Source organism: Pedococcus sp. P2_F6, assembly GCF_056403675.1.
Genome location: NZ_JBFUEZ010000004.1, coordinates 185,104 through 210,675, shown reverse-complemented (window position 1 = coordinate 210,675; position 25,572 = coordinate 185,104). Strand labels below are relative to the sequence as shown.

The following is a 25,572-nucleotide window of genomic DNA, read 5'->3' as shown; positions in this document are numbered from 1 at the left end:
CCTAGCCGGCAAGCCAGCGCTTCATGTGCGGCGCGAACGAGCGGCTCAGGTAGTAGTGCTCGAGCTCGTCGCGCCGCACCCAGCGCACCGCCTCGGTCGAACCCCCCACGTCGTGGACGACGGGGTCGGTCGGCTGAGGGCACCACGCGGCATACACGATCCGCACGGCGTGGAAGTCCTCCAGGCGCCCGCTGGGCGCCCGGCCGATCCAGTGCGAGGTGTGCGCCTCGAGCAGGCGAACGGCTTCCACCTCCTGGCCACTCTCCTCCCAGACCTCGCGGTGCAGGGCGGCCACAGGGGCCTCGCCCGGGTCGAGCCCCCCGCCGGGCAGGGTCCACCGCCCGGGCGCGGAGGTGAGGGCGGACAGCTCGGTGAGCAGGACGCCGCGCTCGCTCGTGACCACGCCGTAGGCCGCGGCGCGCTGGTACGGGCGCGCCTCCTCCCCCGGCTCGAGCACGAGCCCCGGGTCGGTGGGCACCGGGCTGGCGACGCTCGCCACGGCTGAGGCGGCGGTCACGGTGTAGGTGAAGAGGAGAGCGCCGTCCGCGTCGCGCTCGGCGTCACGCAGCAGGGGACGTGACCACCCGAGGCGAGCCAGCTCACGGACCGGGTCCGCACCGTGCCCCAGGACGAACTCGGCCACCACGCGACCTCCGGCGGCGTTGGCCCGGACCATCACCCGTTCACTGCTGGACGGGGGCCCCTGGCTCGGCGTGGGGGTCTCGGTCACGAGGCACCGGCCCGCCGGTACTCGGCCTCGGCGAGCGCGGCGACCGAGGGCCAGTCCTGCGCGGGCGCGACGGTGCGGTTGGTCTCGGTGATGCCCTGGCGCAACTCGGGGTCGCTGAGCAGCCGCGCCAGTCCGCGGGCGAGGGCGTCGTCATCGGGTCCGAGGAGTCCGTTGACACCGTCGACGACGAAGTCGCCCACCCCGGTGTCCTGCCGCGCGACGACGGGAAGCCCGGCGGTACGCGCCTCGAGGGCGGCGATGCCGAAGGCCTCCAGGCGGGCGGGAGTCAGGTAGATGTCGCTGTCCCAGTAGCGATCCCGGAGCTCATCCCGACCCACGCGGCCGGGCATGGACACCCAGTCGGTCATGTCGTGGTGGGCGGCGAACCGTTCCAGCCGCCGTCGCTCCGGCCCCTCCCCGAAGAGCGTGAGGCGCATCCGTGGTCCGGAGCCGCCCGAGGTGGAGACGAGCTCCTTCGCCCTGGCTGCGACCTCGAGGACAGCAAGCGGGCGCTTGCGCGCCGCGAACCGCATCGCCGCCACGACCTCGACCGGAGCGTCAGCCGCGCGGGCCGGGCGCGGCGGCGGCCGCCACACGCTGGTGTCGATGCCGTTGGGAAAGACGCGCACCTCGGTGCCCCGACCGACCACGGCTTGCACGGAGGCCGCCGCGACACCGGAGACCGCGGACAGGGCTGCCCCCTTGGCGCCCCATCGCCGAGCGTGGCCGAGGGCGCGAAAGAGGGGTTGCGAGCGCTCCATCAGGCAGTGCCAGGTGATCGCGGTGGGCATCCCCAGCCCCAGCGCGACCCCCGCCAGATCCGTGGCGAACGGGCTCACCACCCCCATGTGGACGTGGGCCACGTCGAACCCACCCGCCTGAAGCCGTCGCCGTACCTCCGGTGGCGCGAACGGGTTGACGGGCAGCTCCCACGGGAGGCGGACCGCCATCCGGTGGACAGGCACGCCGTCGACGTCCTCGATGAAACCGTGCCGCTCGCCGCGCTCCCCGACCGTGGCGGTGAAGACCTCGACCTCGTGTCCGCGGGACCGCAGCTGGGCCGCGAGGTCGTGCGTCTGGACCTCGATCCCACCCAGCCTGGGCAGGTAACAGTCGGTCAGCAGGGCCACCTTCACGGACCTGAGCCTGCCATGCGTCAGGATGGCCCGTGATGACCCACACCCGGAAGCACACCCTGGTGGCCTTCCACGCCCACCCCGACGACGAGGCCCTCCTCACCTCGGGGACGTTGGCGCGGGCAGCGGCAGAGGGCCACCGGGTGGTCGTCGTGGTGGCCACCGACGGCGCCCTCGGCCTGGCTGCGGACGCCTACGTCGCCGACGGGGGGTTGGCCGCGCGACGCCTTGAGGAGCTGCGCCGGTCGGCGTCCGCGCTCGGGGTCGCCCGCGTCGTCTACCTCGGCTACGCCGACAGCGGCATGGGACCCGAGCTGCTGCCCGACCCGCCCGAGCGAGTCCGGTTCATCCAGGCACCGCTCGAGGAGGCCGCCGCCCGGCTGGCCGAGATCCTCCGCGACGAGGACGCCTCGGTGCTGACCACCTACGACCGCAACGGCGGCTACGGACACCGCGACCACGTCCGCGTCCACGAGGTCGGCCAGCGGGCGGCATACCTCGCCGGCACGCCGCGGGTGCTCGAGGCGACGGTCCCGCGCGACACGATCGCGCGCGCCGTCCGCCTCGCGGCCAAGGTCTACCCGTTCCCCCCGGACTTCGACCTGGCGGCGTTCAGCCGCGCGTTCAGCGCCAGGTCCGCGATCACGCACCGCATCGACGTGCGCCGGTATGCCGCGGCGAAGCGGGCTTCGATGCGCGCGCACGCCTCCCAGTCGAGCGCGGACGGTGGGGCAGATCGCACGCTCGCTGCGTTCCTGCGGATCCCGCGGCCGGTGTACGACCTGGTCTTCGGACGCGAGTGGTTCATCGACCCGGCCCGACCGGCGGGGCTGCCGGTGTCGCACGACGTCTTCGAGGGGTTGGGGTGACGAGCGAGAGGGTTGAGCCCGCGGGTGACGCGGCCGACGCACGCGAGGTGGCCGACCGTGAGCCGGCACAGCCGCGCAGGTCGCGGTCGCGGGTTCGCACGGTCGTGCAGGCCGGGGTCGGCCTGGCACTGGCGGCCGTGCTGCTGGTCTACGTCCTGCCCCGCCTGGCCAAGACCAACTGGTCCGACGTGTGGGCGGTCCTGTCTCACGTGCCGCCGACGACCTTCGCGCTGCTGCTTGCGGGGGTCGTGGTGGGGCTCTACTGCTACACCTTCACCCTCACGGGTTCGCTGCCCGGCCTGAAGCACTGGCAGGCGCTCATCGTCAACGTCGCAGGTTCCTCCGTCGGCAACCTGCTGCCGGGCGGAGGGGCGGCCGGTCTGGCGGCGACCTACACGATCTGCCGGTCGTGGGGCTTCTCGCGGCGCGACATCTCGACCTCCGCCATCGTCACCGGCGTCTGGAACGTCCTGTCCCGCGTGGCACTGCCCCTCATCGCGATCTTCGCGTTGTTCGCCGGACGCGACTCCGACGTCCCACCGGCGCTCGGCGACGCGGCTGTCGCCGGTGCGCTGACCGGTGGGGTGATCCTCGCGGTCTTCGTGTCGATCCTCGTGTCCGAGCGGGCCGCGATCGCGATCGGCCAGGGCATCGACAAGGTCATCGGCCGGCTCTGGCGACGGCGCAGCATGAGCGTGCGGTCGCTCGTCATCGACCTGCGCCTGCGGATCAACGACGTGGTGCGCACCGGGTGGCTCAGCATGACGCTGGGGCTCGTCGGCTTCTTCGGGGTGTACTACCTGCTGTTCCTCGTCTGCATGCACACGACGCGGGTCGACCTCTTCTATGGGCAGCTCTTCGCCGCCTATGCCATCGGCCGGCTGCTCACCGCCGTCGGGTTGACCCCCGGGGGGCTCGGGATCACCGAGAGCGGCACCGTCGCGGCCCTGGTGGCCTGGGGCGCGAATCCGGCCGACGCCCTCGCTGGCGTCGTGCTGTTCTCGTGCTTCACTCACCTCATGGAGATCCCGTTGGGGGCCCTCGGCTGGGCGGCCTGGACGGTCAGCCCCAAGAGCACGCACGCCGACGAGGCCGACGACGCCGCCGCGAGCCTGGAGCGACCGACGTGAACGGGCCGACAGCCGCCGGCGAGGGAGCCGACGTGGGCAAGGGCAACGACGCTGGTGAGCGCGCCGACTACCACGTGCGCATGCAGAAGGAGCGGCGGGCCCGTGAGTCGGCGAAGGCGCAGGTGCTGCTCGACGAGTTCGTCCGCACCGCCCGCGACCGGGGCCTGGCCACCACTGAGCTGTCGGCGCGCACCTGGCGCGGTCCCCGCCGCTACAGCACAGGGGTGCGTGGCTGGTACCTCCGGCGGGACCGCTCGGTCGCCGTCGACTCCGACGGCCGCTACTACGTGCTGCTGGTACCCCCACGACCGCTGGCCCGGTTCCGCGGCGTCGAGATCGACCCGAGCGACCCGCCCCTGCAGGTGGGCGAAGGCGCTCGCGACGGCGAGTCGATCGCGTTGTCCGAGCTGATCCGGTTGCGGCTCGAGGCCGGCGACGACTTCTCGACCTGACCGGGCTTTCCCGCCCGCGTCCTTCCGACTTGTTGCCACCTGGTGGTCACGCAGCCCCGGTTTCGGGCGCCTGGTGACGACCTTGCGGCAACAAGTCGCGGTGGGGAAGACCAGCCTGCTCAGCGCTTGACGAGTCGGCGGACCTGACGGGTGCGCGCTTCGTCGGCGATGACGTCGTCCTGGGCCTCCGGCTCGAACGGGCGCCCGGTTGCCTGCTCGGCGGCGAGCCCGATCAACGCGTCCGCAAAGACCGGGTTCGCCGGCAGGATCGGTCCGTGCAGGTAGGAGCCGAACACGTTGGCCGTCCGCGCACCTTCGGTGCCGTCGGTGCCGTTGTTGCCGAACCCCGACCGCACCTTCCCGAACGCCGCCTGCCCCGCGCCGAGAGTCGTCGACCCAGAGTGGTTCTCGTACCCCACCACGTCGCCGAAGTCGGTGGTCAGCACGACCGGCCCGATCATCCGCTTGGCATTGCCCTGGGTGGTGACGTCGAGGATGCCCAGCCCCGGCAGCCGCTTGCCGTCGACGGTGATGAACGCGTTCCCGAGCAGCTGGTACATCCCGCAGATCATCAGCATCGGCGTCCCGGCGTCGGCCAGACCACGCAGCCGGTCGGCGATCTGCTCGAGGTCCGCCTCGACCCGCACCTGACCGGAGTCCTGGCCACCGCCACCGACCACGAGGTGCGCGACCTCGGGAAACTCGCCGCCCGGGTGGTGCTGGTGCACGACCGGGCTGTAGCCGTGGCGCCGGATCCGCGCCGCCAGCGTCCGCGTGTTGCCGAGGTCGCCGTAGATGCTCATCTCGCGCGGGTAGAGGTGCACCACGTGGATCGCGCCCTTGCCCGCGCTGTCGGCGTCCGGCACGCGCGCCGAACCCGCCGGCTCGCCGGGGATGTGGACGTCCTGCGGGTATGCCGCGGAGTCACCCGAGGTGGTCATGACGCCTCCTCGCCGATATCGGGCAGGTCGTAGCGGGCGGCCAGGGTGCGGCGCAACGCCATCATGGCCGTGTAGGTGCAGAAGATCCGCTTGGGCTCGTCGGGGTGCTGGGCGAGGAACGCGTCGAGCGCCTCGTCGAGGTCGGGCTCCACCGCCGCCACTGGGACGTCGTCGTACTGGAGCCGCAGCGCCATGTCGTAGCCGCGGACACCGCTCGTGATCGTGACGCCGCGGGTCCGCAGGCTCTCGAAGCTCACGTCATAGAGCCAGGAGACGTCGCGACCGTCCGCGTAGTTGTCGTTGATCGCGATCATCGTCGCGACCGGGGTCGAGCCATAGGTGCCCAGGGCCACGGTGAAGCCGGCCGGGTTCTTGACCAGCACCAGCTCGAGTGGCTGGTCGTCGACCATGACCACCTCACCGCGACCGAACGGCGGGGTGACCGCTCGCAACGCCTCGGCCGCAGACGCTGGGTCGAACGCATCGCCCAGCAGCATCCGGGCCGTTGCCGTGGCCGCCGTGGCGTTGATCATGGCGGCGAGTCCGCGCTGCTGGAGCTCGAGCGGCCCGACCGTGCCGCTGGCCGGCCCGCCCTCGCCACCGCCTGCGCCGAACACGACCTCGAAGGTCCGTTCGTCGGACGGCTTGAGCAACCCGTCGTCCGGCCCTGCCACCGGCGCGACGAAGTCGTCGTCGAACCGGACGTCCTGCTCTTGGAGCTCGGGCAGCCGGTCGGCGATGGACGCGTCGACCCCGAAGTACTGCACCGCCACCCCTTCGGCGATCCGGTCACGGATCCGCGAGACGAAGGAGTCGTCGAGGTTGAGCACCACCCCCACCGTGGCCTGCTCGGCGAGAGACGCGAGCAGCTTTGCGGTGTGGTCGATCTCGGCGAACCGGTCGAGCTGGTCACGAGCGACGTTGAGCAGCAACGCATGCGTCGGCCGGACCGCGGCGGCGAACTTCAGCGCGTGGGCCTCGTCGAGCTCGAGCACAGCCATGTCCGCCTTGAGCCAGCCGCGGACGGGCAGCTCGCCGAGCATCGAGGAGATGACCCCGCGGGTGAAGTTCGAGCCGGTCGGGTTGGTGAAGACGGTGCGTCCGTGGGCGCGCAGCACCGCGACCAGCATCTTGGTGGTCGTGGTCTTGCCGTTGGTGCCGGTGACGACGACGATCCCGCCGGGCACGCCGGCCAGCGCATGGGCGAGGAACCCGGGGTCGATCCGCTCGGCGACCAGGCCCGGGAGCGCCGAGCCTCCGCCGCGCAGGCGCGAAGCCGCCCGCACCGCCTTGCCCGCGACCACCGCCGCCGTAGTCCTCAGCACGCCCCAAACCCTAACCGCCCGCGGTGCAGCGGCGAGCACGCGGCATACCCAAGGCAGTGACGTATGCCGTGCGGCAGGTCACGCGCGCGACGTCGACTGGGCCTTCAGGAGCCCATCGGCGACATCATGGGCGCGGTGTCGTGGGTCGGGACGGTGAGGCCCGGGAGCACGTCCGGTGCGGCGAGGACGAGGACGCCCAGGGCGAGGAGGACCAGCGCCGTGCCGTAGGTGGCTGTGCGGCGCCACGGGAGGATCTTCTCGACGGCGATGAACCCGGCGACGATCGCCATCCAGGTCACGCTCATGACGCCCAACGCGAAGAGCGACGCCATCAGGGCCCAGCAGCAGCCGACGCACCACGCGCCGTTCTTCGCGCCCATGCGGAGGGCTCCCGACCAGCCGCCGCGCCAGGAGCCGAGGAGGGTGCCGAGGGGACTCCGGCACTTGCCGAGGCAGACGTTCTTGAGCGGGGTCAGCTCGTAGCCTGCGGCGAGGACCAGGATGGCTCCCGCGATGGGGCGACCGGCGCGATCCCACGCCAGGTCGCCCCCAGCCGCGCGGCTTGCCCCCACGCCGATCAGGAACGCGACGACGCCGGCACCGAGCCAGGTCAGGAGGTAGCCGGTGGTGAACACCAGTGGCTTGAGGCGCGACTTCCCGCTCATGCGGGCGTAGAGCGCGATCGTCGGGGCGACCGACGGGAACATCATCGCGGTCATCATGACCACCCAGACGCCGAGGAACCAGCCGAGGGTGCCGAGGGCGGTCCAGGGGCCGTTGTCCATGCCTCGCATCTGTTGGACCGTCCACCACCAGGCAGCGCCGGCGAGCGCGAAGAGAACGACGACCAGCCCCCAGTGGGCGCGGCTGGCCGCGAGCGCGGGACGGAGGTCTCCGCGAGTGGAGGTCGCCGCGGGGGCCGCCGAAGTCGCCGGAGGCGCCGACCCGAAGTCGGTCATTCGCTCAGGCGGTCCACGCGAAGTCGGACTTCGAGAGCCCGGTCTTTCCTTCGTACTCGATGCCGAAGGCGTTGATCCTCGACCGCTTGGCCTCGGCCATCGTCAGGTCGGAACCAGCAGGGTGGAACATGCCGGAGAACTTCACCGGCTCACCGGACTCCACCCCGAACGGCACGATGTCCCCGATCTCGAAGTCGATGACATCCCCGATTCTCACGCTGTGCCGCAGCCCGTCGTCCTCGACGTCGATCGTGGCGCGCTCGACGCCCAACATCTCACCGATCAGCGGCGCGAGTCCCGCCATGGGCCCCCCGAGCTGGCCGCTGAAGACCTGCACGAGCTGTTCGAACTGCGCGTCCGACGCGGCATCGACGAACACTCCGACCCGCCAGCCCCCCTCGGTCATGACCTTGGGCGTATCCGCGATCAGGGCGACCTTGCAGCCGGCGATGTCGGTGCTGTCGACCCCTCCCTCCTTGATGTTGAAGACGAGGGTCACGCGACAGAAGTCGTAGGTGGCTCCGTGATCCAGGGACAGGTTGCACGGGCACATGAGCTCGCACGAACACGTCTCGACATAACTACCCGCCAGGTTCCACGACATTGGACCCTCCTTGCCCCAGAGCCCCAGTGTCCCGCCGCATTTCGAGAGCGTCAACGGCCTCGGAGCGCGGCGTTCCGGCGGATCGTCTCGCCCCGGAGCGGCCCGCCCATCGCGGCACTGATCCAGCAGATGTCGAAGGTGCCTGCGGTCAGCGGGAGCAGTCCGAAGACCCCTGCCGCGAGCCCCCACCAGTGCTCGCGGAACGCCACCGCGAAGGCGAGCCAGGCCACGCCGGCGACGAACCGGAACGCGCGGCCGCTCGGCCCGTTGATCCACTGCGAGAACGGGGTCGCGTTGAACCTGTCGGCCCGGGACACCGCCACCTCCAGTTGGTCGAGCTGCATCGCCGTCTCCTTTGGTTCCTTTGTGCTTCGTCCTGACACACTCAGTCTCATGACGATCGGGCGCTCCGACCATGACCGGGATGCCGCAGGAGCTGATCGATCCGCCGCACTTTCGAATGCGTTGGCTCAGGTCCAGCTCTCCGGCGCGATCTTCCTGCACAGCGAGTACACCGAGGCGTGGGCCTACGAGTCGATGGCGTCGCGGGACCTGGCCGCGGTGTTGGCCCCCGATGCCGCACAGATCGTGATCTTCCACGTCGTCGTCTCCGGCAGCTGCTGGATCGAGGCCGGTTCCCACATGGTCTGGGCCCACGAGGGCGACGTCATCGTCCTGCCCTACAACGACCAGCACCGGATGGGCGGGCACGAGACGGCTGAGATCGTCCCGGTGATGCAGCTCATCGACCCGCCGCCGTGGAATGCGTTGCCGCACATAGTCCATGGCCTCGGAGGTGCACGGAGTGAGCTCGTGTGTGGCTTCCTTGCCTGTGACGACCGGCTGTTCGACCCGAGCCTCGGAGTCTTCCCGCCCGTCTTCGTCGTCACCCCACCGGAAGGACCGGTCCGCAAGTGGGTCAAGGCCAGCAGCGACCTGGTCCTCCAGCAGACGAGCCAGGTCTCCGACGACCGCATCGCGGCACCGACCGACATCCCGCAACTGCTGCTGCGCGAGGTGCTCAAGCTGCACCTGGCCAACGCGCCGGCCACCGATACCGGCTGGCTCGCTGCCCTGCGCGATCCCGTCGTCGCCCCGGCGCTGGCTGCCATCCACGGCGACCCGGGCCACAAGTGGACCCTCGCCGAACTCGCCCGCGAGGCAACCGTCTCTTCGACCGTGCTCGACGAACGGTTCCGCTCGGTGCTGGGTCTCGCGCCGATCCGCTACCTGACCGGCTGGCGGATGCACGTCGCGGAGGACCTGCTGCGCACCACGACCTTGCCGGTCGCTGCGATCGCTCCGAAGGTCGGCTACGAGTCGGAAGAGGCCTTCAGCCGCGCCTTCAAACGCGACCACGAGCTGGCCCCCAGCATCTGGCGCACCGCACGCTGAAGCCCGGGTCTCGCGGGATGGGCGAAGGAGTCAGGACGGCGGAGGAACAAGCGGGATCTTCTTGACTGACACCGCGTTGCCGAAGGTGAAGCTCAGCGTGACGGACGCGACACTGTCGTCGAAGTGTCCTTCGAACCGAAGGGTTCCACGTTGCAGGACATCGCGAGTCAGGGTTGGCGACCAGTGACTTCCCAGGACATCGACGTCAAGGGTGGTCCCGTCCGAGCCCGTGAGCTGTGCGAAGCCCGCGGGCAGCTGGACAACGCTGTCGCTCGAGCTGAGCCCCGTGAGCTCGACGGAGGTGCTGCGCGTGTCCTGGAGGACCTGGCTGACGGTGAGCCGGACCTTGCTGTTGCCTCCCACCACGGGGGCTCCCGAGAGCCTGTTCACGCTGCTGAAGTGTCCGACGACTGCGCGGACACCTGCGGTAACGGCCACGCCACCGACGCCGAGGACCAGCAACACCGTGAGGACGCCTGCCATCGCCCGACCACCGCGACCCCGCCGCGCCGGAGGTGGACGCCAGCCGACGGAGGGTTCGTCGTTGAGGGTCTGCGTCTCGTCCGCGTTGCCCCACTCGCCCACCAGAGCGGTTGCCATGCCGAAGACCACCGTCGCCGCCGGGGCCAGAAGCCAACGGGACCACTGGTTGCCGCTGTGCGCGAACAGGGTCGTCAGTGAGTTGGCGACGATACCGAGCACACTGACCACAGCCGAGATGGTCAGCACCTTCCGCAGGTTGCGGCGTTTCGGCACCGGTCGAGGCGATGTGGAGGGCGGCGGTTGACGACGCGCGGTGGGCGCTGGTTGGCGGAAGACGAACGTGGTCTCTCCGACCCTCACTCGGTCACCGTCCGTCAAGGGCGTGTCGGCCTGGATCCGACGGTCGTTGACGAACGTCCCGTTGCGAGACCCATGGTCAGCCAGGACGTATGCCGCGCCGTGGCGGCGCAGCGTCGCGTGTCGACGCGAGACGTTGGGGTCGTCGACCCAAAGATCGGCAGTTGGCTCCCGACCCAGTGACGCCTCCGTCGGACCTTCGCGAAGCGGCCACGAGGTCCCGTCCGCAGCATCGACCAGCCATGCAGTCGCGTCTCGCCGCCCGCGCTCGTGAGTGCTGGGGTCCCCATCGCCCATGATCCCCTCCCGCGGCGCTGATGGATGCCTCGCCATCCAACGGCGCCTCCACCCCGATGGTCCCGCGGAAGTCGGTCGATCGCAATCGAGTTGGCAGCTGCGCGAGCCAAGCGGATCGATGGGTATGCCGCCGCCGGCACCTTCACCGAGCTGGTCACCACGGCGCGAGCCCAGATCGCCGATTTCCCATCCTTCGTCCATCTTGGGGGGGTACCGTTCTGTGCCAGGTCGATGGTTGGCCCGCAGACCCAGACCCTGTCTGTTGAGTGATCGACGTCCAGATCCAGGACGGCCGCTCCACACCAGGGGGTTGGAGCGGCCGTCCGTTCCTGGCCGGTCACCCTGCGTCGCCATGCGGCCGGTGGAGGCCGAGGAGGCGGGTTACGAGACCCGAGCTGGCTCATGTGTCGCCCTGGGACGTACGCTCACGCCACCCGTGACGTGAAGGTGGAACACCCGTCCGAGACGGTCTCTTGCCGGTGGGCGGAAGCCAGCCGGTCGGCGTCGCGTTCGGGAAGGAAGCCAGAGTCTCGGCAACAGTCGTGGCAGACCGCGACGGCTCTTGGGCCAAGGTGGACGACCTCGATCAGGTGAGGATGGCAGGGCTCCTCACCTCCGTGTTGGTGGTCGCGTCGATGGACCGCGTCGACAGTGCAGGCGGCCACCGGGCCATCGGACTTCTCTTGTGTCGAGTCGAACATCGGGGCCGCCCTTCCGGAGGTCGTGTCTCTGCCTCCATCGAACCCCTACCCAACGCTGTGGCCAATCGGGCGATGTGCCGGACTCCCCCGACAAACGGAGGAGCTTGGATCGGGTGATCGCCAGACCCGCCGGAGCACGCGACTCGAAACGTGGCCGAGCATCCGACAAACGGGCCGACCATGGACATACCGCGTCGAAAACCCATGAATGGCACCGATGTTCACCAAACTGAGGTTGCTGACCCATTGTGAACGCTACGGCGCTGAGTAGCATCCAACACGGGCGACGCAACGCATCCGGCAATGGGCCGGATCCTACGCACCCTTCTGACGGGAAGGATCCACGATGTCTCGACCCAACTGGCGAGTTTCCTTGGTGGTAATCGGTTCCGCTGTCCTGCTCGTGACGGGCACGCAGGCCGTCGCCGCCAAGGCTCCACCGTCTCAAAGCGTGTCCGCCTCGGGCATCATCAAGGCCTGCTACCAGAAGAACCAGGGGATGCTGCGACTGCTCGTCGGGAGCAAGACATGCCGACACTCGGAGGTCCCGATCTCCTGGAACATGCAGGGCATCCAAGGACCCGCCGGGCCCGCTGGGCCCGTTGGCGCAACTGGACCCGCGGGACCCGTTGGCCCCATGGGTGCCACAGGACCTGCCGGACCTGCGGGACCTGCCGGACCTGCCGGACCTGCCGGGCCTGCCGGGCCTGCCGGGCCCCAAGGCGCGCCGGGAATCACCGGGCTTGCCGGGCTGACGTGTCCGACCGGGCAGTCCGTGACGGGCTTCTCGGCGACTGGCGCGTTGGTGTGCAGCGGGACGACACCGCCGCCCACCTGCTCCTCCACGACACTGACGAACACGATCACCGGCATCAAGGACAATGACTTCGCACAGCACTGGCCCGGTGGAACGGTCATGCTGGGCACAGCCACCTGCAACGTCACCCTCCAGCGTCCGTCAGGCAGCATCCTGCTGATCGGCACCCTCGGTGACGCGTGGCAGATCACCGGGAGGACGGGCTTCGGCGCGGCCACCCTGACTGTCAACCAGCCGAGCTGCAACTCGCCGGCGGCGATCCCGAACGTGACGGCGAACCGGCCCTCGTGTTCGTCCGCCTACGTGGGGATCCTCGGTGGCAGCCTCTCGACCGCCTCGGTCTCCATCGCGGCCAGCTGACCGCTCACAACACACAGCTCAAGGGGGGCCGGTCCTGCGACCGGCCCCCCTCCTCGTTGATGCACTGGTCGGGTCCAGCACTTCACCGTCCAGGAAACAGGCGTGTCAACTACGGCTCACGGTGCGCGGTGCGAGGGCGCAACCATCGGCGAGCTCCCGCCGCGGCGAGGGCACCAAGGCCCAGCAAGACTCCGATGTAGATCCCGTTGAACACCAGGGCAATGAGGAAGTTGATCGGCATGGGAAAGACGGGCTCGCCCCCTTCAGGCACCCAGTGAGCGAGCAGGAACTGGGTGGTAGTCAGCACGAACGCTCCATAGAGGGCGCACCGCACGATGCTCGAGGAGCGTCGCGTCCAACCGATGGCGAACCCGAACAGCACCGTGGCCACCAACACTGTGGCCCTGAGACCGACCGCCAGTTGATAGTCCGAGACGGAGGGCTCTGGGGCGTTGAGGAACACCGGCGCCCGGGTGGCGACCAGCGACAGGAGCCACACGATCAGCGCCGTGAGCAGGTACCTGTTCCAAGGCTGCGGCATCACCCGTCGGATCGGACTCGCGAACAGCTTCATGGCACCTCCTACGCGGTTTTCCATGTCGCACAATGGTTTCTACCTACAAACCATCTCGCCCCCCTCAACGCATGTCATCGGCCGCACGGTCCGAGTGCGTCATCCGGGCGGACCAGGGTTGTGGACCGGAGGACGACGCTGGCACCTTTTCGGCGCGTAGCCGTTGGCCGCAGCTATGCGATGTCGGGTGTGGTCAGGAATGCCCGTTCACCTGCGGCGTCCACCACGGCACCGATCCTGTCGTAGGTCGCCAGTGCGGCTTCGTGCTGAGCCCGGGCACGATCCAGGTCGCCCCCTGACGCGTAGATGCGACCGAGAAGCGAGGAGACCCGGGCCGCCTCGTAGGTCAGGTCGATCTCGGTGAAGAGCTGGTGCGCGTTGCGCGCCGCTCTCTCGGCGTTGGCGAGGTCACCCTCGGCGAGGAGGACCGCGGCCTCACCGGCGTCGGCGATCGCCCGCAAGGCGGGGGTCCGGTGGTTCAGCGCGATCTCGGCCAGCTCGATCGCGGCCGTGCGCGCCGTCGAGAGATCGTCAAGCATCAGGGCAACCTCGAGCTGAGTGGGCAGGAGCTTCGCTCGCTCCAACGCGCCCATGCCCTTGCCGCCGAGGATCCTCCGGAGGCCCGTCGCCGCGGCCCCCGGGCGACCCCGCTGGACGAGGGCCCGGGCAAGACCCGGCTGCGGCGTCACGCCCATCTCCTCCGCCTGCCGGAAGGCCTCCTCGGCCGCGTTGATCTCACCCATCTTGAGCCTGACCTCGCCCAGCTCCCGGAAGGCGAGCGCGGAGAACATCAAGTTGAAGGAGCCCAGCTCCGTGGTGGCTGTCAAAGCCTCTTCCTCGGCCTCGGAAAGGAAACCTCGCAAGCGCAGGATCTCGGCCCGGTGGACCCTGCAGACACCGGGGAAGCCGTTGATGGCCTGCCGGTCGCACCATCGCGTGGCCGCCTCGGTCCAGCGACCCGCCGCCTGCCAGTCGGCGACCTGTGCGTTGACCGCGATCATCATGCAGTAGATCATTCCGGTCGCCCGGGCACCCAGGTCCCCGGCCACCGCCCCTTCTGTCGCCTCCTCCACCATGGGCAGGCCCCGGTCGGGGTCGTCGCTGTAGACCAGGCCGATTCCTTGGAAAGCGTGTCCCAGGGCGAACAGGTCCTTGTCGCCATGGCGTGCGCCCAGGGCCTCGGCCTCCTCGGCACACCTGATCGCCGTATCGAGGTCGCCCTCGTCGCGGGCAGCGATACTGCGCGCGAAACTGAGCCACCCGTGCTCGGCATTCTCTGGCTGTCCCTCGAGCAACCGGGTGGCGTTCTGCAGCCACGCCGTGGCCGTGCCGCGCTCACCGAGGTCGCCATAGTGCTGGGCGAGGTCGATCGCCACGTGAGCAGCCCGGCGCGGGTTGCCCTGCTTCCGGTGCGTCTCGTAGGCGCGCTCACGAAGCGCCATGCAGTGGCGCATCTTGCCGATCCACCAGGCGCATTCGGCCATCTGGTCGAGCTCATCGGGACCCAGCGGTGCGACGGCGTCCGCCGCCGCGAAGAGCTGAAACGCCTCGCCCCACGCGTAGCGCGACACCGCCTCGCTGGCCCCAGGCAGGGTCGAGGGCTCGGTCATGTCGTCATTGTCTCAAGAAAGCCGGGGCTCGTCGCTGACGAATCTATGACGCCACAATGGGGCGTGGCCCTCTTCCCGGCTCCGCGCGACGTCGACCCACCCGAGCGACGTCCCGTCATCCTGGCCGTCGACGATGACCCGGACGCCATCGAGCTCCTGGGCGGGGAGCTGAATGACCGATACGGCCGGGCGTACCAGATACGGACTGCCCGGGCGGCCACCTCGGCTCTGAACCAGCTGACCGCGCTGCAGGAGGCGGGCGAGCGGGTGGCTCTGGTCCTGTCCGACCAGTGGCTACCGGACGGCACGGGGTGCGAGCTTCTGGCCCAGGCCAGGGAGCTCTTCCCACACTCACGCCGGCTCCTGCTGATCTCATGGGGCGAGTGGGCGATGGATGCCACGGCCCACCCGCTGCGCCGAGGGATCGGCCTCGGGCAGATCGACTACTACGCGATCAAGCCTTGGCGCGCAGCCGACGAACTGTTCCACCGGACAGTGACCGAGAACCTCCACGAGTGGGCCGGCTCAGACGCTTCGCTGTCGAGGGAGCTGACGATCGTCGCCGAGGCGGGCAACGCTCGCGCCTCAGAGCTGCGCAGCCTGTTGAGCCGAAACCGGGTGCCCTTTGTCTTCCACCCAACGGGTTCGGCAGCAGGAACGCAGATCCTGGAAGAAGTCCGCGCGGCCGACGCTGGCGTTCCCGTCGTCGTCCAACGCAATGGGCGGGTTCTGGTCGACCCGACCAACGTCGAGATCGCCGAAGCGTACGGCGCACGCACCCGACTGCAGGGCTCCCGCGACTACGACGTCACCGTCGTGGGCGCCGGGCCTTCCGGACTCGCCGCGGCCGTGTACGCCTCCTCGGAAGGGCTACGCACCCTCGTGATCGAACGCGAGACGATCGGCGGGCAGGCGGGGTCGAGCTCGCTCATCCGCAACTACCTGGGCTTCCAGCGTGGAGTCACCGGTGCCGACCTCGCCACTCGGGCGCACCAGCAAGCGTGGGTGTTCGGGACCACGTTCCTGCAGATGTGCCAGACCCAGGCGATCCGCAGCGACGCCGACCGGCTGTACCTGACCACGTCGAACTGTGCGGAAATCGCGACTGGCGCGGTCGTCCTCGCCACGGGAGTCAGCTATCGCAGGCTGGGCATCCCGTCCCTCGACGACCTGGTCGGACAAGGCGTCTTCTACGGTGCCTCGGCCTCAGAGGCGGAACGGTTCACCGGACGTACGGTCTTCGTCGTGGGGGCCGGCAACTCGGCCGGCCAGGCCGCCGTCCACTTGGCCGCGCACGCACACAAGGTGACGATCCTGGTGCGGCGCATCACGCTCGCCGAAACGATGTCGCGCTACCTCATAGAGGAGATCGAGGGACAGCTCAACATCGACGTTCGCTACCGAACCGAGATCGTCGACGGCGCGGGCGACGGAGAGCTCGAGAGCCTCACCCTTCACGACTCCGGGCGAGGCGCCACCGAGACCCTGCCTGCCGACGCGGTGTTCATCCTGATCGGCGCGAAGCCGCACACGGACTGGCTGCCCGAACAGGTCGCCCGCGACCGCTACGGCTTCGTCGTGACTGGGGCCGCGAGCAACGGCTGGCCGCTGGCCCGGGCGCCCTTCGTGTTCGAGTCGTCGATGCCGGGGGTCTTCGCGGTCGGCGATGTGCGTTCGGGTTCAGTGAAGCGCGTGGCATCTGCCGCCGGAGAAGGGTCCGTCGCCATCCAGCAGGTGCATCAGTACCTCCAGCTGGTGGAATCTGCGGGCAGTTGACCTGGCGGCGTACCAACGCGCCGCACGCCTGCAGCCTTCATCTCTGTACGCACGAAGCGTCAGCTGACGCCGAGCAGCTGCTTCACGGTCGGCATCAGCAGGTCCTTTTCAGCCGCATACCCCGTCGTGTTGGGGTGGAAGCTCTGCGAGCAGACATGGTTGACCACGTATTCGGACGGACAGTTGCGGATGGCAGCAACGTTCTGCTGCAGGTCGTTGATGTACGGCCCGGCGACGTCACCGCAAATCTCATGTCCGGTGAACAACTGCCGTACATCGACAAAGGTGACGTGCGGGTCGTCCGCAGCGGTGTTGGCGAGCGCGTAGTCGACCGCGTTGACCGTGAAGTTGAGGCTCACCTGGTTGTTGATGCCAATCTCGTTGCAGCTCGCATGTCCGCCCACCGGGAAGAAGGCTGGGTACCCGACCTGAATGATCCTGACGTTGTCGTCGACGTCTTCGATCGTGCCCCACAGCGACTTCAGCTTCAGCATTGCTCCGGATATCCCGTCAGGGCTGGCGTGTGTCCTGATGGCGGCGTCGCAGGTCGCGTCAGATCTCGGGTGCCCGACCAGGACGTTGATGCAGCCGTCCAGGATCGAGCCGAACCCCAGGTCGTCGCCGGTGACGCTGAGGATGACAACCTTGATGCCCGGAACCACGACGTCCGACAGGCGGGGTGAACCCTTGAATCCCAAGAGCACCTGGTCGGTGGTCGCGCCGGAGCAGGCTACGAAATTGGCCTCTGGCACCCCCATGAGTGGTGCGTAGGCGACAGGGGAACGGTGGCAGCCGCTGTGGCCATCGGGAGCGACCTTGGTGTCCTCGTAGTAGTCGACCGATAGTGGGTTGCCGGGAAGGCCGTTGTTGAAGGTGCCCTCACCGGAGGCGAAGGAGTCACCCAGCACGGCAACGTGCCGGCCTTGTTCGGGCGTGAGCTTGTCGTCGCTCGCCAGTGACGGGGGCACCGTACTGGTGGCCCGGGTCAGGTTGACCACGCCGGGCGCCTGAAGGGTGGTCGGGATCTTGGCATTCGGTCCCACGAATGCGAAACACATGTCCCTGGGCAGGGTCAGGATGGCGTGGTTCACCACGTTGTACCCACCACCTTGGACGGTTCCCTGTGCTCCACCTTGAAGGCATGCGGGGTTCTTCCAGCTGACCTGATCCGCGTGGATGCTGCTGGTGCCGTCAGGGGTAAACATCGCGGCATCGCCTAGTTGCACGAACCCGTTCCCGTCACCGGTGAACCACAGGTGGTAGTTGGCCACGCGATAGGCCCGGAGGCCGGCGTCGTCGAACGCGTAGACAGGTCCGAATTGGTAACGCTCGTTCGATCCATCGTTGCCCGTACAGAGAACGGGCCAACAATCGACGATTTCCTCGTTCGGCTCCATCCCCATCGAAGGGGGTGCCGAGTTCGGCATCATTCCCTGAAGGTTGGGAGCTGCCGAGGCCGAGTTGGGTGGGTTCGAAGGCGCAGGCCCAGATCGGGTCGAAGTGCGAGCCACGTTCGAGGCTGCCGTCGTGTTCGTCGAGCCCCCCGAGCAGGCGGAAGTAGCCAATGCGGTGACGGCAATCGCGGCACACGCGAGGGAAGCGCCTCGGTTGGCGGGTCTTGCCATGGTGGACGTCCCGTCTCCCAAACCGAAGCTGCCGCAGTTGCGGGCTCATCGGGCCTGGCCAAGCGACTCGGTGACCAGAGACGAGGAACATCCTGTTGTCGAGTAGACGCCCAGCGTATGAGGCGGAGAGCAGGACAGGGAGATACGAATGTATGACTCAGCTGCCCAGGGACGCCTTCACGTCGGAGGCGTAGAGGCCGGAGCGCTCCTGGCCGGACAGCTCGCCGATCGCGTCCATGGTGGCGTCCGTGATGGCCCTCAGGAGCGCCGCCTTCTGGAACTGAGCGGACAAGCCGGCCACGTCGACCGGCATACCAAAGCGCACGGTGACCTTCGCCGGCCGGAAGCCGTTGGACCCAGAAGGCTGGACGTGGTCGGTGCCGATCACGGCGCACGGCAGCAACGTTGCGCCCGTCGAGAGCGCCATGCGGGCGACCCCGGTGCGGCCGCGGTGCAGGCGGCCGTCGGGTGAGCGGGTGCCCTCGGGATAGACGCCGAACGCCTCCCCCTGGCGCAGGACGTCCTCGGACATCTCCAGCGACGCAGCGGCAGCCCGCGGGTCGGAACGGTCCACGGGGATCGTCCCGGCAGTCGAGTGGAACCACCGCACCGCCGCGCCCCGCAACCCGGAGCCCTGGAAGTACTCCGCCTTGCCGAGGAAGTGCACCTGCCGACCGGAGGCCAGGGGGATGACGATCGAGTCGATGAACGACAGGTGGTTCGACGCGACGATGAGGCTGCCCTCGCGCGGCACGTTCTCGCGGCCCTCGACGTGGAGGCCGGTCAGCAGCTTGAGCGGCGGCCCGATGAGGACGTAGCGCATCACGGCCCGGCTCACGGCGTCGTTGACGCTGGCCGTGCTGAGGCCGCGAGCCTTACCTGGCCGCACGCACTACTCCCACTCGATGGTGCCCGGCGGCTTGCTCGTGACGTCGAGCACGACCCGGTTGACCTCGCGGACCTCGTTCGTGATCCGGGTCGAGATCTTGGCCAGCACGTCGTAGGGCACTCGGGTCCAGTCGGCGGTCATGGCATCTTCGGAGGACACCGGGCGCAGCACGACCGGGTGACCGTAGGTGCGTCCATCGCCTTGCACCCCAACGGATCTCACGTCCGCGAGCAGCACCACGGGGCACTGCCAGATGTCACGATCCAGCCCTGCGGCAGACAGCTCCTCACGGGCGATGGCGTCGGCAGCACGAAGAATGGACAGCCGTTCAGCGGTCACCGAGCCGACGATCCGGATGGCGAGTCCGGGACCCGGGAACGGCTGGCGCCAGACGATCGCCTCCGGCACCCCGAGCTCGAGCCCGACCTGGCGGACCTCGTCCTTGAACAGTGACCGCAGCGGCTCGACGAGCTTGAACTGCAGGTCGTCGGGGAGCCCGCCCACGTTGTGGTGGGACTTGATGTTGGCCGCGCCGGTGCCGCCACCGGACTCGACCACGTCGGGATACAGCGTCCCCTGGACGAGGAACTCCACCGGGTGCTCCGAGTCCCCGCGCGTGCCGACGACGTCTCGCGCCGCCTGCTCGAAGACCCGGATGAACTCGCGCCCGATGATCTTGCGCTTCTCCTCGGGATCGGACACCCCGTCGAGCGCCGACAGGAAGCGTCCACGCGCGTCGACGACGACCAGGTCGACGCCGGTGGCCGCCACGAACTCCTTCTCGACCTGCTCGGCCTCACCGGAGCGCAGCAGCCCGTGGTCGACGAAGACGCAGGTGAGCTGGTCGCCCACGGCCTTCTGGACCAGGGCCGCGGCCACCGATGAGTCGACCCCACCGGAGAGGGCGCAGAGCACGCGTGAGTCGCCCACCTTCGAGCGGATCGCCTCGACGAGCTCCTCGACGACGTTCGCAGCAGTCCAGTCACCGGAGAGACCCGCGCCGCGATAGAGGAAGTTCTCGAGCACCCGCTGGCCGAAGGTCGAGTGCATCACCTCGGGGTGCCACTGCACGCCGTAGAGCTTGCGCTCGTCGTCCTCGATGGCCGCCACGAGAGCACCGGCGGTCGAGGCGGTGACCGCCATGCCGGCGGGTGCCTCCGTGACCGAGTCACCGTGGCTCATCCAGACCGACTGCTCCAGGGGCTGGCCGTTGAAGAGCGTCGACTCGGTGTCGGAGATCTCGGCCGGTGTCGCGCCATACTCCCCCAGCCCGGTGTGGGCCACCGTGCCGCCGAGGGCCTGGGACATCGCCTGGAAGCCGTAACACATGCCGAACACCGGCACCCCGGCCTCGAGGACGGCACGGTCGAGCTCAGGCGCGCCATCGGCATACACAGAAGAAGGGCCACCCGACAGCACGATGGCCGCCGGGTCCTTGGCCAGCAGCTCGGCCGTGCTCATCGTGTGGGGCACGACCTCGCTGTAGATCTTCGCCTCGCGCACGCGCCGCGCGATCAGCTGCGCGTACTGCGCGCCGAAGTCGACGACGAGCACCGGACGCGCCTGCAGGGGCGTGGCCGGCTCCTCCGACCGTTCGGCGTCGGGGGCTTCGACGCGGTCGTCGTCCTGGGCCTGGGTCACCACGTCGGCGGCTGCGGGGTCGCTCACGCGCACAGGTTACCGGCGGGCTGCGGCCAGCCGCGCCTCGGTCTCACGCGCGACCACGCGCTCAGCCCAGAAGGACAGGAACGGCACGACGCCCGCGAGCATGATGAGCACCATCCGACCGAGCGACCAGCCCACCTTGAAACCCAGGTTCGCCGTGGCGACCAGGTAGACGATGTAGATGAACCCGTGCGGCTGCGGCCACCAGTCGAGCACGTGGTTGTCGAAGCCGTAGCGCAGCACCATCTCGGCGACGAGGATCAACAACCCCGTCCCGACGACGAACGCCATCACCTTGAAGAAGCCGAGGGCCTTGCGGGCCGCCTCGACGTCCTTGATCTCACTCACACGGGTGTCACTCACGCTGGGCATCCTCTCGCACCATCCTGAACCACATGAACGCGGCAAAGCCGCCGAAGATCCACCACTGCAGGGCGTATGCCGCGTTGCGCCACTTCAGGCCGCCCGTCACCTCGGGTGGCGGCACCCTTTCGAGCCCAGCGGGGGCCGGAATCGCGACCCCGGTGGCGGCCCTCTCGGTCTGGGCGAAGACGAACGCGTTGTAGAGCTCGCCGGGCCATTCGTTGACGAGCAGCGAGAAGTCGATCGACCCCCGCGCAGTCCGTGGCCAGGGCGGCACCCCGGCCGGCGCTGCGGCCGGGGCCTCCCCCGGCGCCAGGGATCCGTCGACGGTGACCGGGCCGGTCGGTGGCTCGAGTGGCCGGGACACGTCGGTGACGAAGCCTCGCACCACCGCGAGCCGGGCGCCGGTCTCGGTGACGTCGAGCGGCGTCACCACCCAGTAGCCGGTTCGCCCCCCGAGTCGGCGGGGACCGACGAGGAACTGGTCGGACGCGGCATACGTGCCGATCGCGGTGACCGCGCGGTTGGACTGGGGGTTCGGGAAGGCCTCGTGCGGATGGACGACGGAGTCGATCAGGGCCGGACGTGCCTCGTGCGCCTTGCGGAGGGCATCGGCGAGACCCTTGTCCTGGGCGACGTGCAGCTGCCAGAGCCCGAGCTGGGTGCAGGCCGCGATGATGCCGAGCAGGAGGGCGAACAGGCCGAGCCACCGTGGCTTGAGGGCGGTTCGCAGCACCGGGTCAGGCTACGGGACGCCCGGAAAACCAGTGTCGGCGCGTCGGTCCTGCCGCCTACGGTGGGGACCTCATGCAGACGATTCCGTTCCCCGACCCCGGCCGGCCCGACACCCGCAACACGACGCGGTTCATGCTCTGGGTCGCTCGCCAGCAGTGGCGCACCCAGGTGCTCGGGATGCTGGCGGGCATGGCGTGGATGCTGGCGATCGCGCTGGTGCCCGCCGCGGTCGGCAAGGGCGTCGACGACGGCATCGTCCCGGGCGACCTCGGCGGCCTGGTCCGCTGGTCCCTGGTGCTGATCGGGCTCGGGGCGATCTGCGCCGCCACGGCAGCGATCCGGCACTACTTCGCCGTCTACAACTGGTTGTTCGCGTCCTACCGCGGCGCGCAGCTCACCGCGCAGGGAGCCGAGCGCGCAGGGCCGGCACTGACCCGCACCATGCCCTCGGGCGAGGTGGTCGCCGTGTTCGCCAACGACGTCATGCGACTGGGCGGGCTCTACGACGTGATGGGACGGTTCTCGGGCGCCGTCGTCAGCTATGCCGTCGTGGGCGCAATCCTGCTCGCGGCCTCCCCGCCGCTCGGCTGGCTGGTGCTGCTCGGCGGCCCGGTCATGTTGGCCAGCCTCAGCCTCATCGTGCGACCCCTCCAACGCCGCCAGGCCCGGCAGCGCGAGGAGGCCGGGCGACTGACCACGCTGGGCGCCGACACGGTCGCGGGGCTTCGGGTGCTCCGCGGCATCGGCGGTGAGCAGACGTTCCTGCGCCGCTACGAGCAGCAGTCCGCCAAGGTCCGCGAGCGCGGGTTCCAGGTGGCGGGCATCCAAGCAGCCCTCGACTCCGCCGAGGTGCTCATCCCCGGCATCTTCGTCGTCCTCGTGACGTGGCTCGGCGCGCGGGAGGCAGTCGCCGGCGAGCTCACGGCCGGTCAGCTGGTCGCCTTCTACGGTTACACGGCGTTCCTCACCATGCCCTTGCAGACTGCCATCGAGGTGGTCGACCGCGGCATCCGGGCGCAGATCGCGGCGGGCAAGATGCTGCGCGTCATGGCGGTCCAGCCCGACCACGACGCAGCTCGGCCCGGCACCGCCACCGTGCCCGCCGACGACGCCGACCTCGTGGACCCGTTGTCGGGCACCGTGGTTCGCGGCGGGCTGCTGACCGCCATCGTCTCGGCGCGACCGGAGGACTCTGCTGCCCTGGCCGATCGGCTGGGTCGGCACGGTCCGGGCCCACACCAGACGACCTGGGGCGGCATCCGCCTCGACGACCTGTCGATCGCCGACGTGCGACGGCACATCGTCGTCAGCGAGCCCGACCCGAGGCTGTTCACCGGCGTCCTGCGAGAGCAGCTCCGTGGCAACGCCGTCCGACCCCCGCGCGCCGACGACGGACCCGAGGCCCAGCACGCCGGGGTCGCGCAGTCCGAGGTGGGCGGCGGTGGCGACCGCGCGGTCATGGCCGCCCTCACCACGGCCAGCGCCCTCGACGTGCTCGACGCCGTCCCGGACGGGCTCGACGGCACCGTCGAGGAGCGCGGCCGCTCCTACTCGGGAGGGCAGCGCCAGCGTCTCGCGCTGTCGCGGGCCCTGCTGACCGAGGCCCCGGTGCTCGTGCTCGTCGAACCCACCAGCGCTGTCGACGCCCACACCGAGGCCAGGATCGCCGGACGCCTCGCGGAGCACCGTCGCGGACGCACGACGGTCGTCACGACCGTCAGCCCGCTCCTGCTCGGGCAGGCCGACAACGTGGTGCTCCTCGAGGACGGCCTCGCCATCGCCACCGGCACCCACCGCGAGCTGCTGGCCCACCCGGCATACCGACACATCGTGATCCGCGGAGAGGAGGACGACCAGTGATCACCGACCACGCCCGTCGCACGCTGCCCATCGCCGACATGGCCGGGGTGTGGGAGCACACTCGCGGCCTCGTGCGGGAGCACCGAGGCCTCGTCGCCCGCGTCCTGGGGCTGCACGCCCTCGCCGCGCTCGCCGCCCTGGCCGCACCCTGGCTGGTCGGACGGCTCGTCGACGTCGTCAGCGGGCGCCATGGCGGCGCCGGCACCGTCGACAAGATCGCGATCGGCCTCGCCATCGCGGTCGTCGCCCAGACGGGGCTGACGTGGGCAGCCCGGCGGTGGTCGTTCATCCTCGGCGAGACGGTGTTCGCCGAGCTGCGCGAGCAGTTCGTCGGGCGCGCGGTCAACCTGCCCCTGTCCACCGTCGAGCGCGCGGGCACCGGCGATCTCGTTGCGCGCACCACCAACGACGTGGAGGCGCTGTCGCACGTCGTGCGGTTCGGCATCCCTTCGCTGTTCGTCGCGTCGATGACGGTGCTGATGACGACTGTCGCGGCACTCTTCACCTCACCGCTCGCCACCCTGCCGATCCTGCTCGGCCTGCCGTTCTACTGGTTCTCGACGAGGCGCTACCTGCGGCACGCGTCGGATGGCTACCTGTGGGAGCGGGCCACCTATGCCCAGCTCAACGGCGTCGTCGCGGAGACGGTCGACGGGGCCCGCACCATCGACGCCTTGTCGCTCACCGGTGCGCGTCGGGCGCGGTTCCACGAGGCGCTGCGTGAGTGCTTCCACGCCGAGCGATACACCCTGGGCCTGCGGCTGCACTGGTTCCCAGCAGTGGTCTTCGGCTACTACGTCCCGACCGCCGGCGCGGTGCTCTGGGGCGGCTGGCTGGCCATCAACGGCCACATCACCGCCGGTGCGGCCACGGCCGTGACCCTCTACATCCACCAGATGACCAACCCGCTCGACGAGGTGCTCGGCTGGCTCGACGAGATCCAGGTGGGTGCGACGTCCCTGGCCCGGGTGATCGGTGTCGGCGACGTGCCGCCCGACCGCGTCTCCACCGGGGAGCAGCCGTCAGGTTCCGACCTCTCGGTCGACGACGTTCGCTACGCCTACCGTCCCGGTCACGACGTGCTGAGCGGGGTGTCACTGGACCTGCGACCGGGCGAACGCCTCGCCATCGTCGGCCCTTCCGGCGCGGGCAAGTCGACGCTCGGCCGGCTGATGGCAGGCATCGACGGTCCTCGCGAGGGCAGCGTCGAGGTGGGCGGCGTGCCGCTGGTCGACCTCACGCTCGGCCAGCTGCGCGGCGAGGTCGCCCTGGTCACGCAGGAGCACCACGTGTTCGTGGGCACCCTCGCCGACAACCTCCTGCTCGCCCGGCCCGGCGCCTCACGCGACGAGCTCCACGAAGCCCTCCGGGCTGTCGACGCCCACGAGTGGGCCGCCGACCTCCCCGAGGGGCTCGACACCCTCGTGGGCAGCGGTGGGCACCCGCTCGGGGAGGCCCAGTCGCAACAGGTGGCCCTCGCCCGCCTCGTGCTCGCCGACCCGCACACCCTCGTGCTCGACGAGGCGACGTCGCTGCTCGACCCTCGCGCCGCCCGCCACCTCGAACGCTCCCTGGCGGCCGTGGTCGAGGGGCGCACCGTGGTCGCGATCGCGCACCGGCTGCACACCGCGCACGACGCCGACCGGGTCGCCGTGGTCGAGGACGGGGTGGTCAGCGAGATCGGCACCCACGACGAGCTCGTCGCCGCCGATGGCCCGTATGCCGCGCTCTGGGCTTCCTGGCGCGACCAGCCGAACGCCGCCTCCGGCATCGCTGGCGTGGCTGGCGTGGCTGGCGTCGCTGGCGTGGCTGGCGGCACCAGCGCCCCTGACTGACCACCGCTGTGAGTCGAGAGTGCACGACACGCTGACGGATGGGCGGTGCGGTCAGCGCGTCGTGCACTCTCGACTGGGGATGGC

The 25,572-nt window shown here is 69.8% G+C and carries 23 protein-coding genes and 1 pseudogene; 8 read left to right on the top strand and 16 right to left on the bottom strand.

The window, feature by feature from the left end:
* Position 1: 1 nt before the first annotated feature.
* A complete protein-coding gene (locus AC1DWP_RS12525; protein WP_477614799.1) occupies positions 2–730 on the bottom strand; it encodes an NUDIX hydrolase in 729 nt (242 codons plus the stop codon).
* Entirely contained in the window at positions 727–1,866 is a 1,140-nt protein-coding gene (locus AC1DWP_RS12520) for a glycosyltransferase family 4 protein (RefSeq protein WP_477614798.1), read from the bottom strand. The genes AC1DWP_RS12525 and AC1DWP_RS12520 overlap by 4 nt, the downstream gene beginning before the upstream one ends.
* 35 nt (positions 1,867–1,901) lie before the next feature.
* Between AC1DWP_RS12520 and AC1DWP_RS12515 the strand changes: the two genes are divergently transcribed.
* From AC1DWP_RS12515 to AC1DWP_RS12505, 3 genes are read left to right on the top strand one after another with little or no spacing between them, the layout of a single operon-like run.
* Entirely contained in the window at positions 1,902–2,735 is an 834-nt protein-coding gene (locus AC1DWP_RS12515) for a PIG-L deacetylase family protein (RefSeq protein WP_477614797.1), read from the top strand.
* Complete coding sequence (locus AC1DWP_RS12510) at positions 2,732–3,865, top strand: lysylphosphatidylglycerol synthase transmembrane domain-containing protein (RefSeq protein ID WP_477614796.1); 1,134 nt, start codon at positions 2,732–2,734, stop codon at positions 3,863–3,865. The genes AC1DWP_RS12515 and AC1DWP_RS12510 overlap by 4 nt, the downstream gene beginning before the upstream one ends.
* Positions 3,862–4,317 (top strand): hypothetical protein, encoded by a 456-nt coding sequence (locus tag AC1DWP_RS12505; RefSeq protein WP_477614795.1) that lies wholly within the window; start codon positions 3,862–3,864, stop codon positions 4,315–4,317. Before AC1DWP_RS12510 ends, AC1DWP_RS12505 begins: the two co-directional genes overlap by 4 nt.
* Before the next feature lie 119 nt (positions 4,318–4,436).
* Here the strand turns inward: AC1DWP_RS12505 and AC1DWP_RS12500 are convergent, their stop codons facing one another.
* From AC1DWP_RS12500 to AC1DWP_RS12480, 5 genes are all read right to left on the bottom strand, one after another.
* A complete protein-coding gene (locus AC1DWP_RS12500; protein ID WP_477614794.1) occupies positions 4,437–5,258 on the bottom strand; it encodes a type 1 glutamine amidotransferase in 822 nt (273 codons plus the stop codon).
* Entirely contained in the window at positions 5,255–6,583 is a 1,329-nt protein-coding gene (locus AC1DWP_RS12495) for a DUF1727 domain-containing protein (RefSeq protein ID WP_477614793.1), read from the bottom strand. The genes AC1DWP_RS12500 and AC1DWP_RS12495 overlap by 4 nt, the downstream gene beginning before the upstream one ends.
* Before the next feature lie 104 nt (positions 6,584–6,687).
* Positions 6,688–7,542 (bottom strand): DUF2182 domain-containing protein, encoded by an 855-nt coding sequence (locus tag AC1DWP_RS12490; RefSeq protein ID WP_477614792.1) that lies wholly within the window; start codon positions 7,540–7,542, stop codon positions 6,688–6,690.
* Positions 7,543–7,546: 4 nt separating this feature from the next.
* Positions 7,547–8,146, bottom strand: coding sequence for a DUF1326 domain-containing protein (locus AC1DWP_RS12485; protein WP_477614791.1), 600 nt, complete (start codon positions 8,144–8,146; stop codon positions 7,547–7,549).
* Between the two features lie 50 nt (positions 8,147–8,196).
* The gene (locus AC1DWP_RS12480) at positions 8,197–8,490 is read right to left on the bottom strand and encodes a YgaP-like transmembrane domain (protein WP_477614790.1); all 294 of its coding nucleotides are present in this window, start codon (positions 8,488–8,490) and stop codon (positions 8,197–8,199) included.
* A 49-nt stretch (positions 8,491–8,539) separates the two neighbouring features.
* On the opposite strand from AC1DWP_RS12480, the gene AC1DWP_RS12475 reads away from it, so the two are divergent.
* A complete protein-coding gene (locus tag AC1DWP_RS12475; RefSeq protein WP_477614789.1) occupies positions 8,540–9,541 on the top strand; it encodes an AraC family transcriptional regulator in 1,002 nt (333 codons plus the stop codon).
* A 30-nt stretch (positions 9,542–9,571) separates the two neighbouring features.
* Here AC1DWP_RS12475 and AC1DWP_RS12470 read toward each other — a convergent pair whose 3' ends face one another.
* Together AC1DWP_RS12470 and AC1DWP_RS12465 are read right to left on the bottom strand one after the other, a co-directional pair.
* Positions 9,572–10,297 (bottom strand): hypothetical protein, encoded by a 726-nt coding sequence (locus AC1DWP_RS12470; RefSeq protein ID WP_477615315.1) that lies wholly within the window; start codon positions 10,295–10,297, stop codon positions 9,572–9,574.
* A 63-nt stretch (positions 10,298–10,360) separates the two neighbouring features.
* A pseudogene (locus AC1DWP_RS12465) lies at positions 10,361–10,678 on the bottom strand (FHA domain-containing protein); the annotation flags it as partial.
* A gap of 1,476 nt (positions 10,679–12,154) precedes the next feature.
* Here AC1DWP_RS12465 and AC1DWP_RS12460 point away from each other — a divergent pair.
* Positions 12,155–12,556 carry a hypothetical protein gene (locus AC1DWP_RS12460; RefSeq protein ID WP_477614788.1) on the top strand — a complete coding sequence of 134 codons (402 nt, stop codon included), beginning with the start codon at positions 12,155–12,157 and terminating at the stop codon, positions 12,554–12,556.
* A gap of 109 nt (positions 12,557–12,665) precedes the next feature.
* On the opposite strand, the gene AC1DWP_RS12455 is transcribed toward AC1DWP_RS12460, so the two are convergent.
* The gene (locus AC1DWP_RS12455) at positions 12,666–13,130 is read right to left on the bottom strand and encodes a hypothetical protein (protein WP_477614787.1); all 465 of its coding nucleotides are present in this window, start codon (positions 13,128–13,130) and stop codon (positions 12,666–12,668) included.
* Between the two features lie 173 nt (positions 13,131–13,303).
* Positions 13,304–14,740: a hypothetical protein gene (locus AC1DWP_RS12450; protein ID WP_477614786.1), complete on the bottom strand. Its 1,437-nt coding sequence runs from the start codon at positions 14,738–14,740 to the stop codon at positions 13,304–13,306.
* A 63-nt stretch (positions 14,741–14,803) separates the two neighbouring features.
* On the opposite strand from AC1DWP_RS12450, the gene AC1DWP_RS12445 reads away from it, so the two are divergent.
* Entirely contained in the window at positions 14,804–16,516 is a 1,713-nt protein-coding gene (locus tag AC1DWP_RS12445; RefSeq protein WP_477614785.1) for an NAD(P)/FAD-dependent oxidoreductase, read from the top strand.
* A gap of 59 nt (positions 16,517–16,575) precedes the next feature.
* Here AC1DWP_RS12445 and AC1DWP_RS12440 read toward each other — a convergent pair whose 3' ends face one another.
* The 5 genes from AC1DWP_RS12440 to AC1DWP_RS12420 all read right to left on the bottom strand — a co-directional run bounded on the left by AC1DWP_RS12440 (position 16,576) and on the right by AC1DWP_RS12420 (position 21,794).
* Entirely contained in the window at positions 16,576–17,946 is a 1,371-nt protein-coding gene (locus tag AC1DWP_RS12440; RefSeq protein ID WP_477614784.1) for a GDSL-type esterase/lipase family protein, read from the bottom strand.
* A gap of 352 nt (positions 17,947–18,298) precedes the next feature.
* Positions 18,299–19,030, bottom strand: coding sequence for a lysophospholipid acyltransferase family protein (locus tag AC1DWP_RS12435; RefSeq protein ID WP_477614783.1), 732 nt, complete (start codon positions 19,028–19,030; stop codon positions 18,299–18,301).
* A gap of 3 nt (positions 19,031–19,033) precedes the next feature.
* Positions 19,034–20,599, bottom strand: coding sequence for a glutamine-hydrolyzing GMP synthase (gene guaA, locus AC1DWP_RS12430; protein ID WP_477615302.1), 1,566 nt, complete (start codon positions 20,597–20,599; stop codon positions 19,034–19,036).
* Between the two features lie 108 nt (positions 20,600–20,707).
* A complete protein-coding gene (locus tag AC1DWP_RS12425; protein ID WP_477614782.1) occupies positions 20,708–21,058 on the bottom strand; it encodes a DUF3817 domain-containing protein in 351 nt (116 codons plus the stop codon).
* Positions 21,051–21,794 carry an SURF1 family protein gene (locus AC1DWP_RS12420; protein ID WP_477614781.1) on the bottom strand — a complete coding sequence of 248 codons (744 nt, stop codon included), beginning with the start codon at positions 21,792–21,794 and terminating at the stop codon, positions 21,051–21,053. Before AC1DWP_RS12420 ends, AC1DWP_RS12425 begins: the two co-directional genes overlap by 8 nt.
* A gap of 71 nt (positions 21,795–21,865) precedes the next feature.
* Here AC1DWP_RS12420 and AC1DWP_RS12415 point away from each other — a divergent pair, with 71 nt between their 5' ends.
* The gene (locus AC1DWP_RS12415) at positions 21,866–23,653 is read left to right on the top strand and encodes an ABC transporter ATP-binding protein (protein WP_477614780.1); all 1,788 of its coding nucleotides are present in this window, start codon (positions 21,866–21,868) and stop codon (positions 23,651–23,653) included.
* 38 nt (positions 23,654–23,691) lie between these two features.
* Positions 23,692–25,488: an ABC transporter ATP-binding protein gene (locus AC1DWP_RS12410; RefSeq protein WP_477615301.1), complete on the top strand. Its 1,797-nt coding sequence runs from the start codon at positions 23,692–23,694 to the stop codon at positions 25,486–25,488.
* Positions 25,489–25,572: the final 84 nt, after the last annotated feature.

What these genes read in the sequence shown, in the direction of transcription:
- AC1DWP_RS12415 (WP_477614780.1), top strand. Translation starts at nt 21,866, where the DNA reads ATGCAGACGATTCCGTTCCCCGACCCCGGCCGGCCCGACACCCGCAAC.
- AC1DWP_RS12500 (WP_477614794.1), bottom strand. Translation starts at nt 5,258, where the DNA reads ATGACCACCTCGGGTGACTCCGCGGCATACCCGCAGGACGTCCACATC.
- AC1DWP_RS12440 (WP_477614784.1), bottom strand. Translation starts at nt 17,946, where the DNA reads ATGATGCCGAACTCGGCACCCCCTTCGATGGGGATGGAGCCGAACGAG.
- AC1DWP_RS12515 (WP_477614797.1), top strand. Translation starts at nt 1,902, where the DNA reads ATGACCCACACCCGGAAGCACACCCTGGTGGCCTTCCACGCCCACCCC.
- AC1DWP_RS12450 (WP_477614786.1), bottom strand. Translation starts at nt 14,740, where the DNA reads ATGACCGAGCCCTCGACCCTGCCTGGGGCCAGCGAGGCGGTGTCGCGC.
- AC1DWP_RS12455 (WP_477614787.1), bottom strand. Translation starts at nt 13,130, where the DNA reads ATGAAGCTGTTCGCGAGTCCGATCCGACGGGTGATGCCGCAGCCTTGG.
- AC1DWP_RS12410 (WP_477615301.1), top strand. Translation starts at nt 23,692, where the DNA reads ATGGCCGGGGTGTGGGAGCACACTCGCGGCCTCGTGCGGGAGCACCGA.
- AC1DWP_RS12480 (WP_477614790.1), bottom strand. Translation starts at nt 8,490, where the DNA reads ATGCAGCTCGACCAACTGGAGGTGGCGGTGTCCCGGGCCGACAGGTTC.
- AC1DWP_RS12475 (WP_477614789.1), top strand. Translation starts at nt 8,540, where the DNA reads ATGACGATCGGGCGCTCCGACCATGACCGGGATGCCGCAGGAGCTGAT.
- AC1DWP_RS12490 (WP_477614792.1), bottom strand. Translation starts at nt 7,542, where the DNA reads ATGACCGACTTCGGGTCGGCGCCTCCGGCGACTTCGGCGGCCCCCGCG.
- AC1DWP_RS12485 (WP_477614791.1), bottom strand. Translation starts at nt 8,146, where the DNA reads ATGTCGTGGAACCTGGCGGGTAGTTATGTCGAGACGTGTTCGTGCGAG.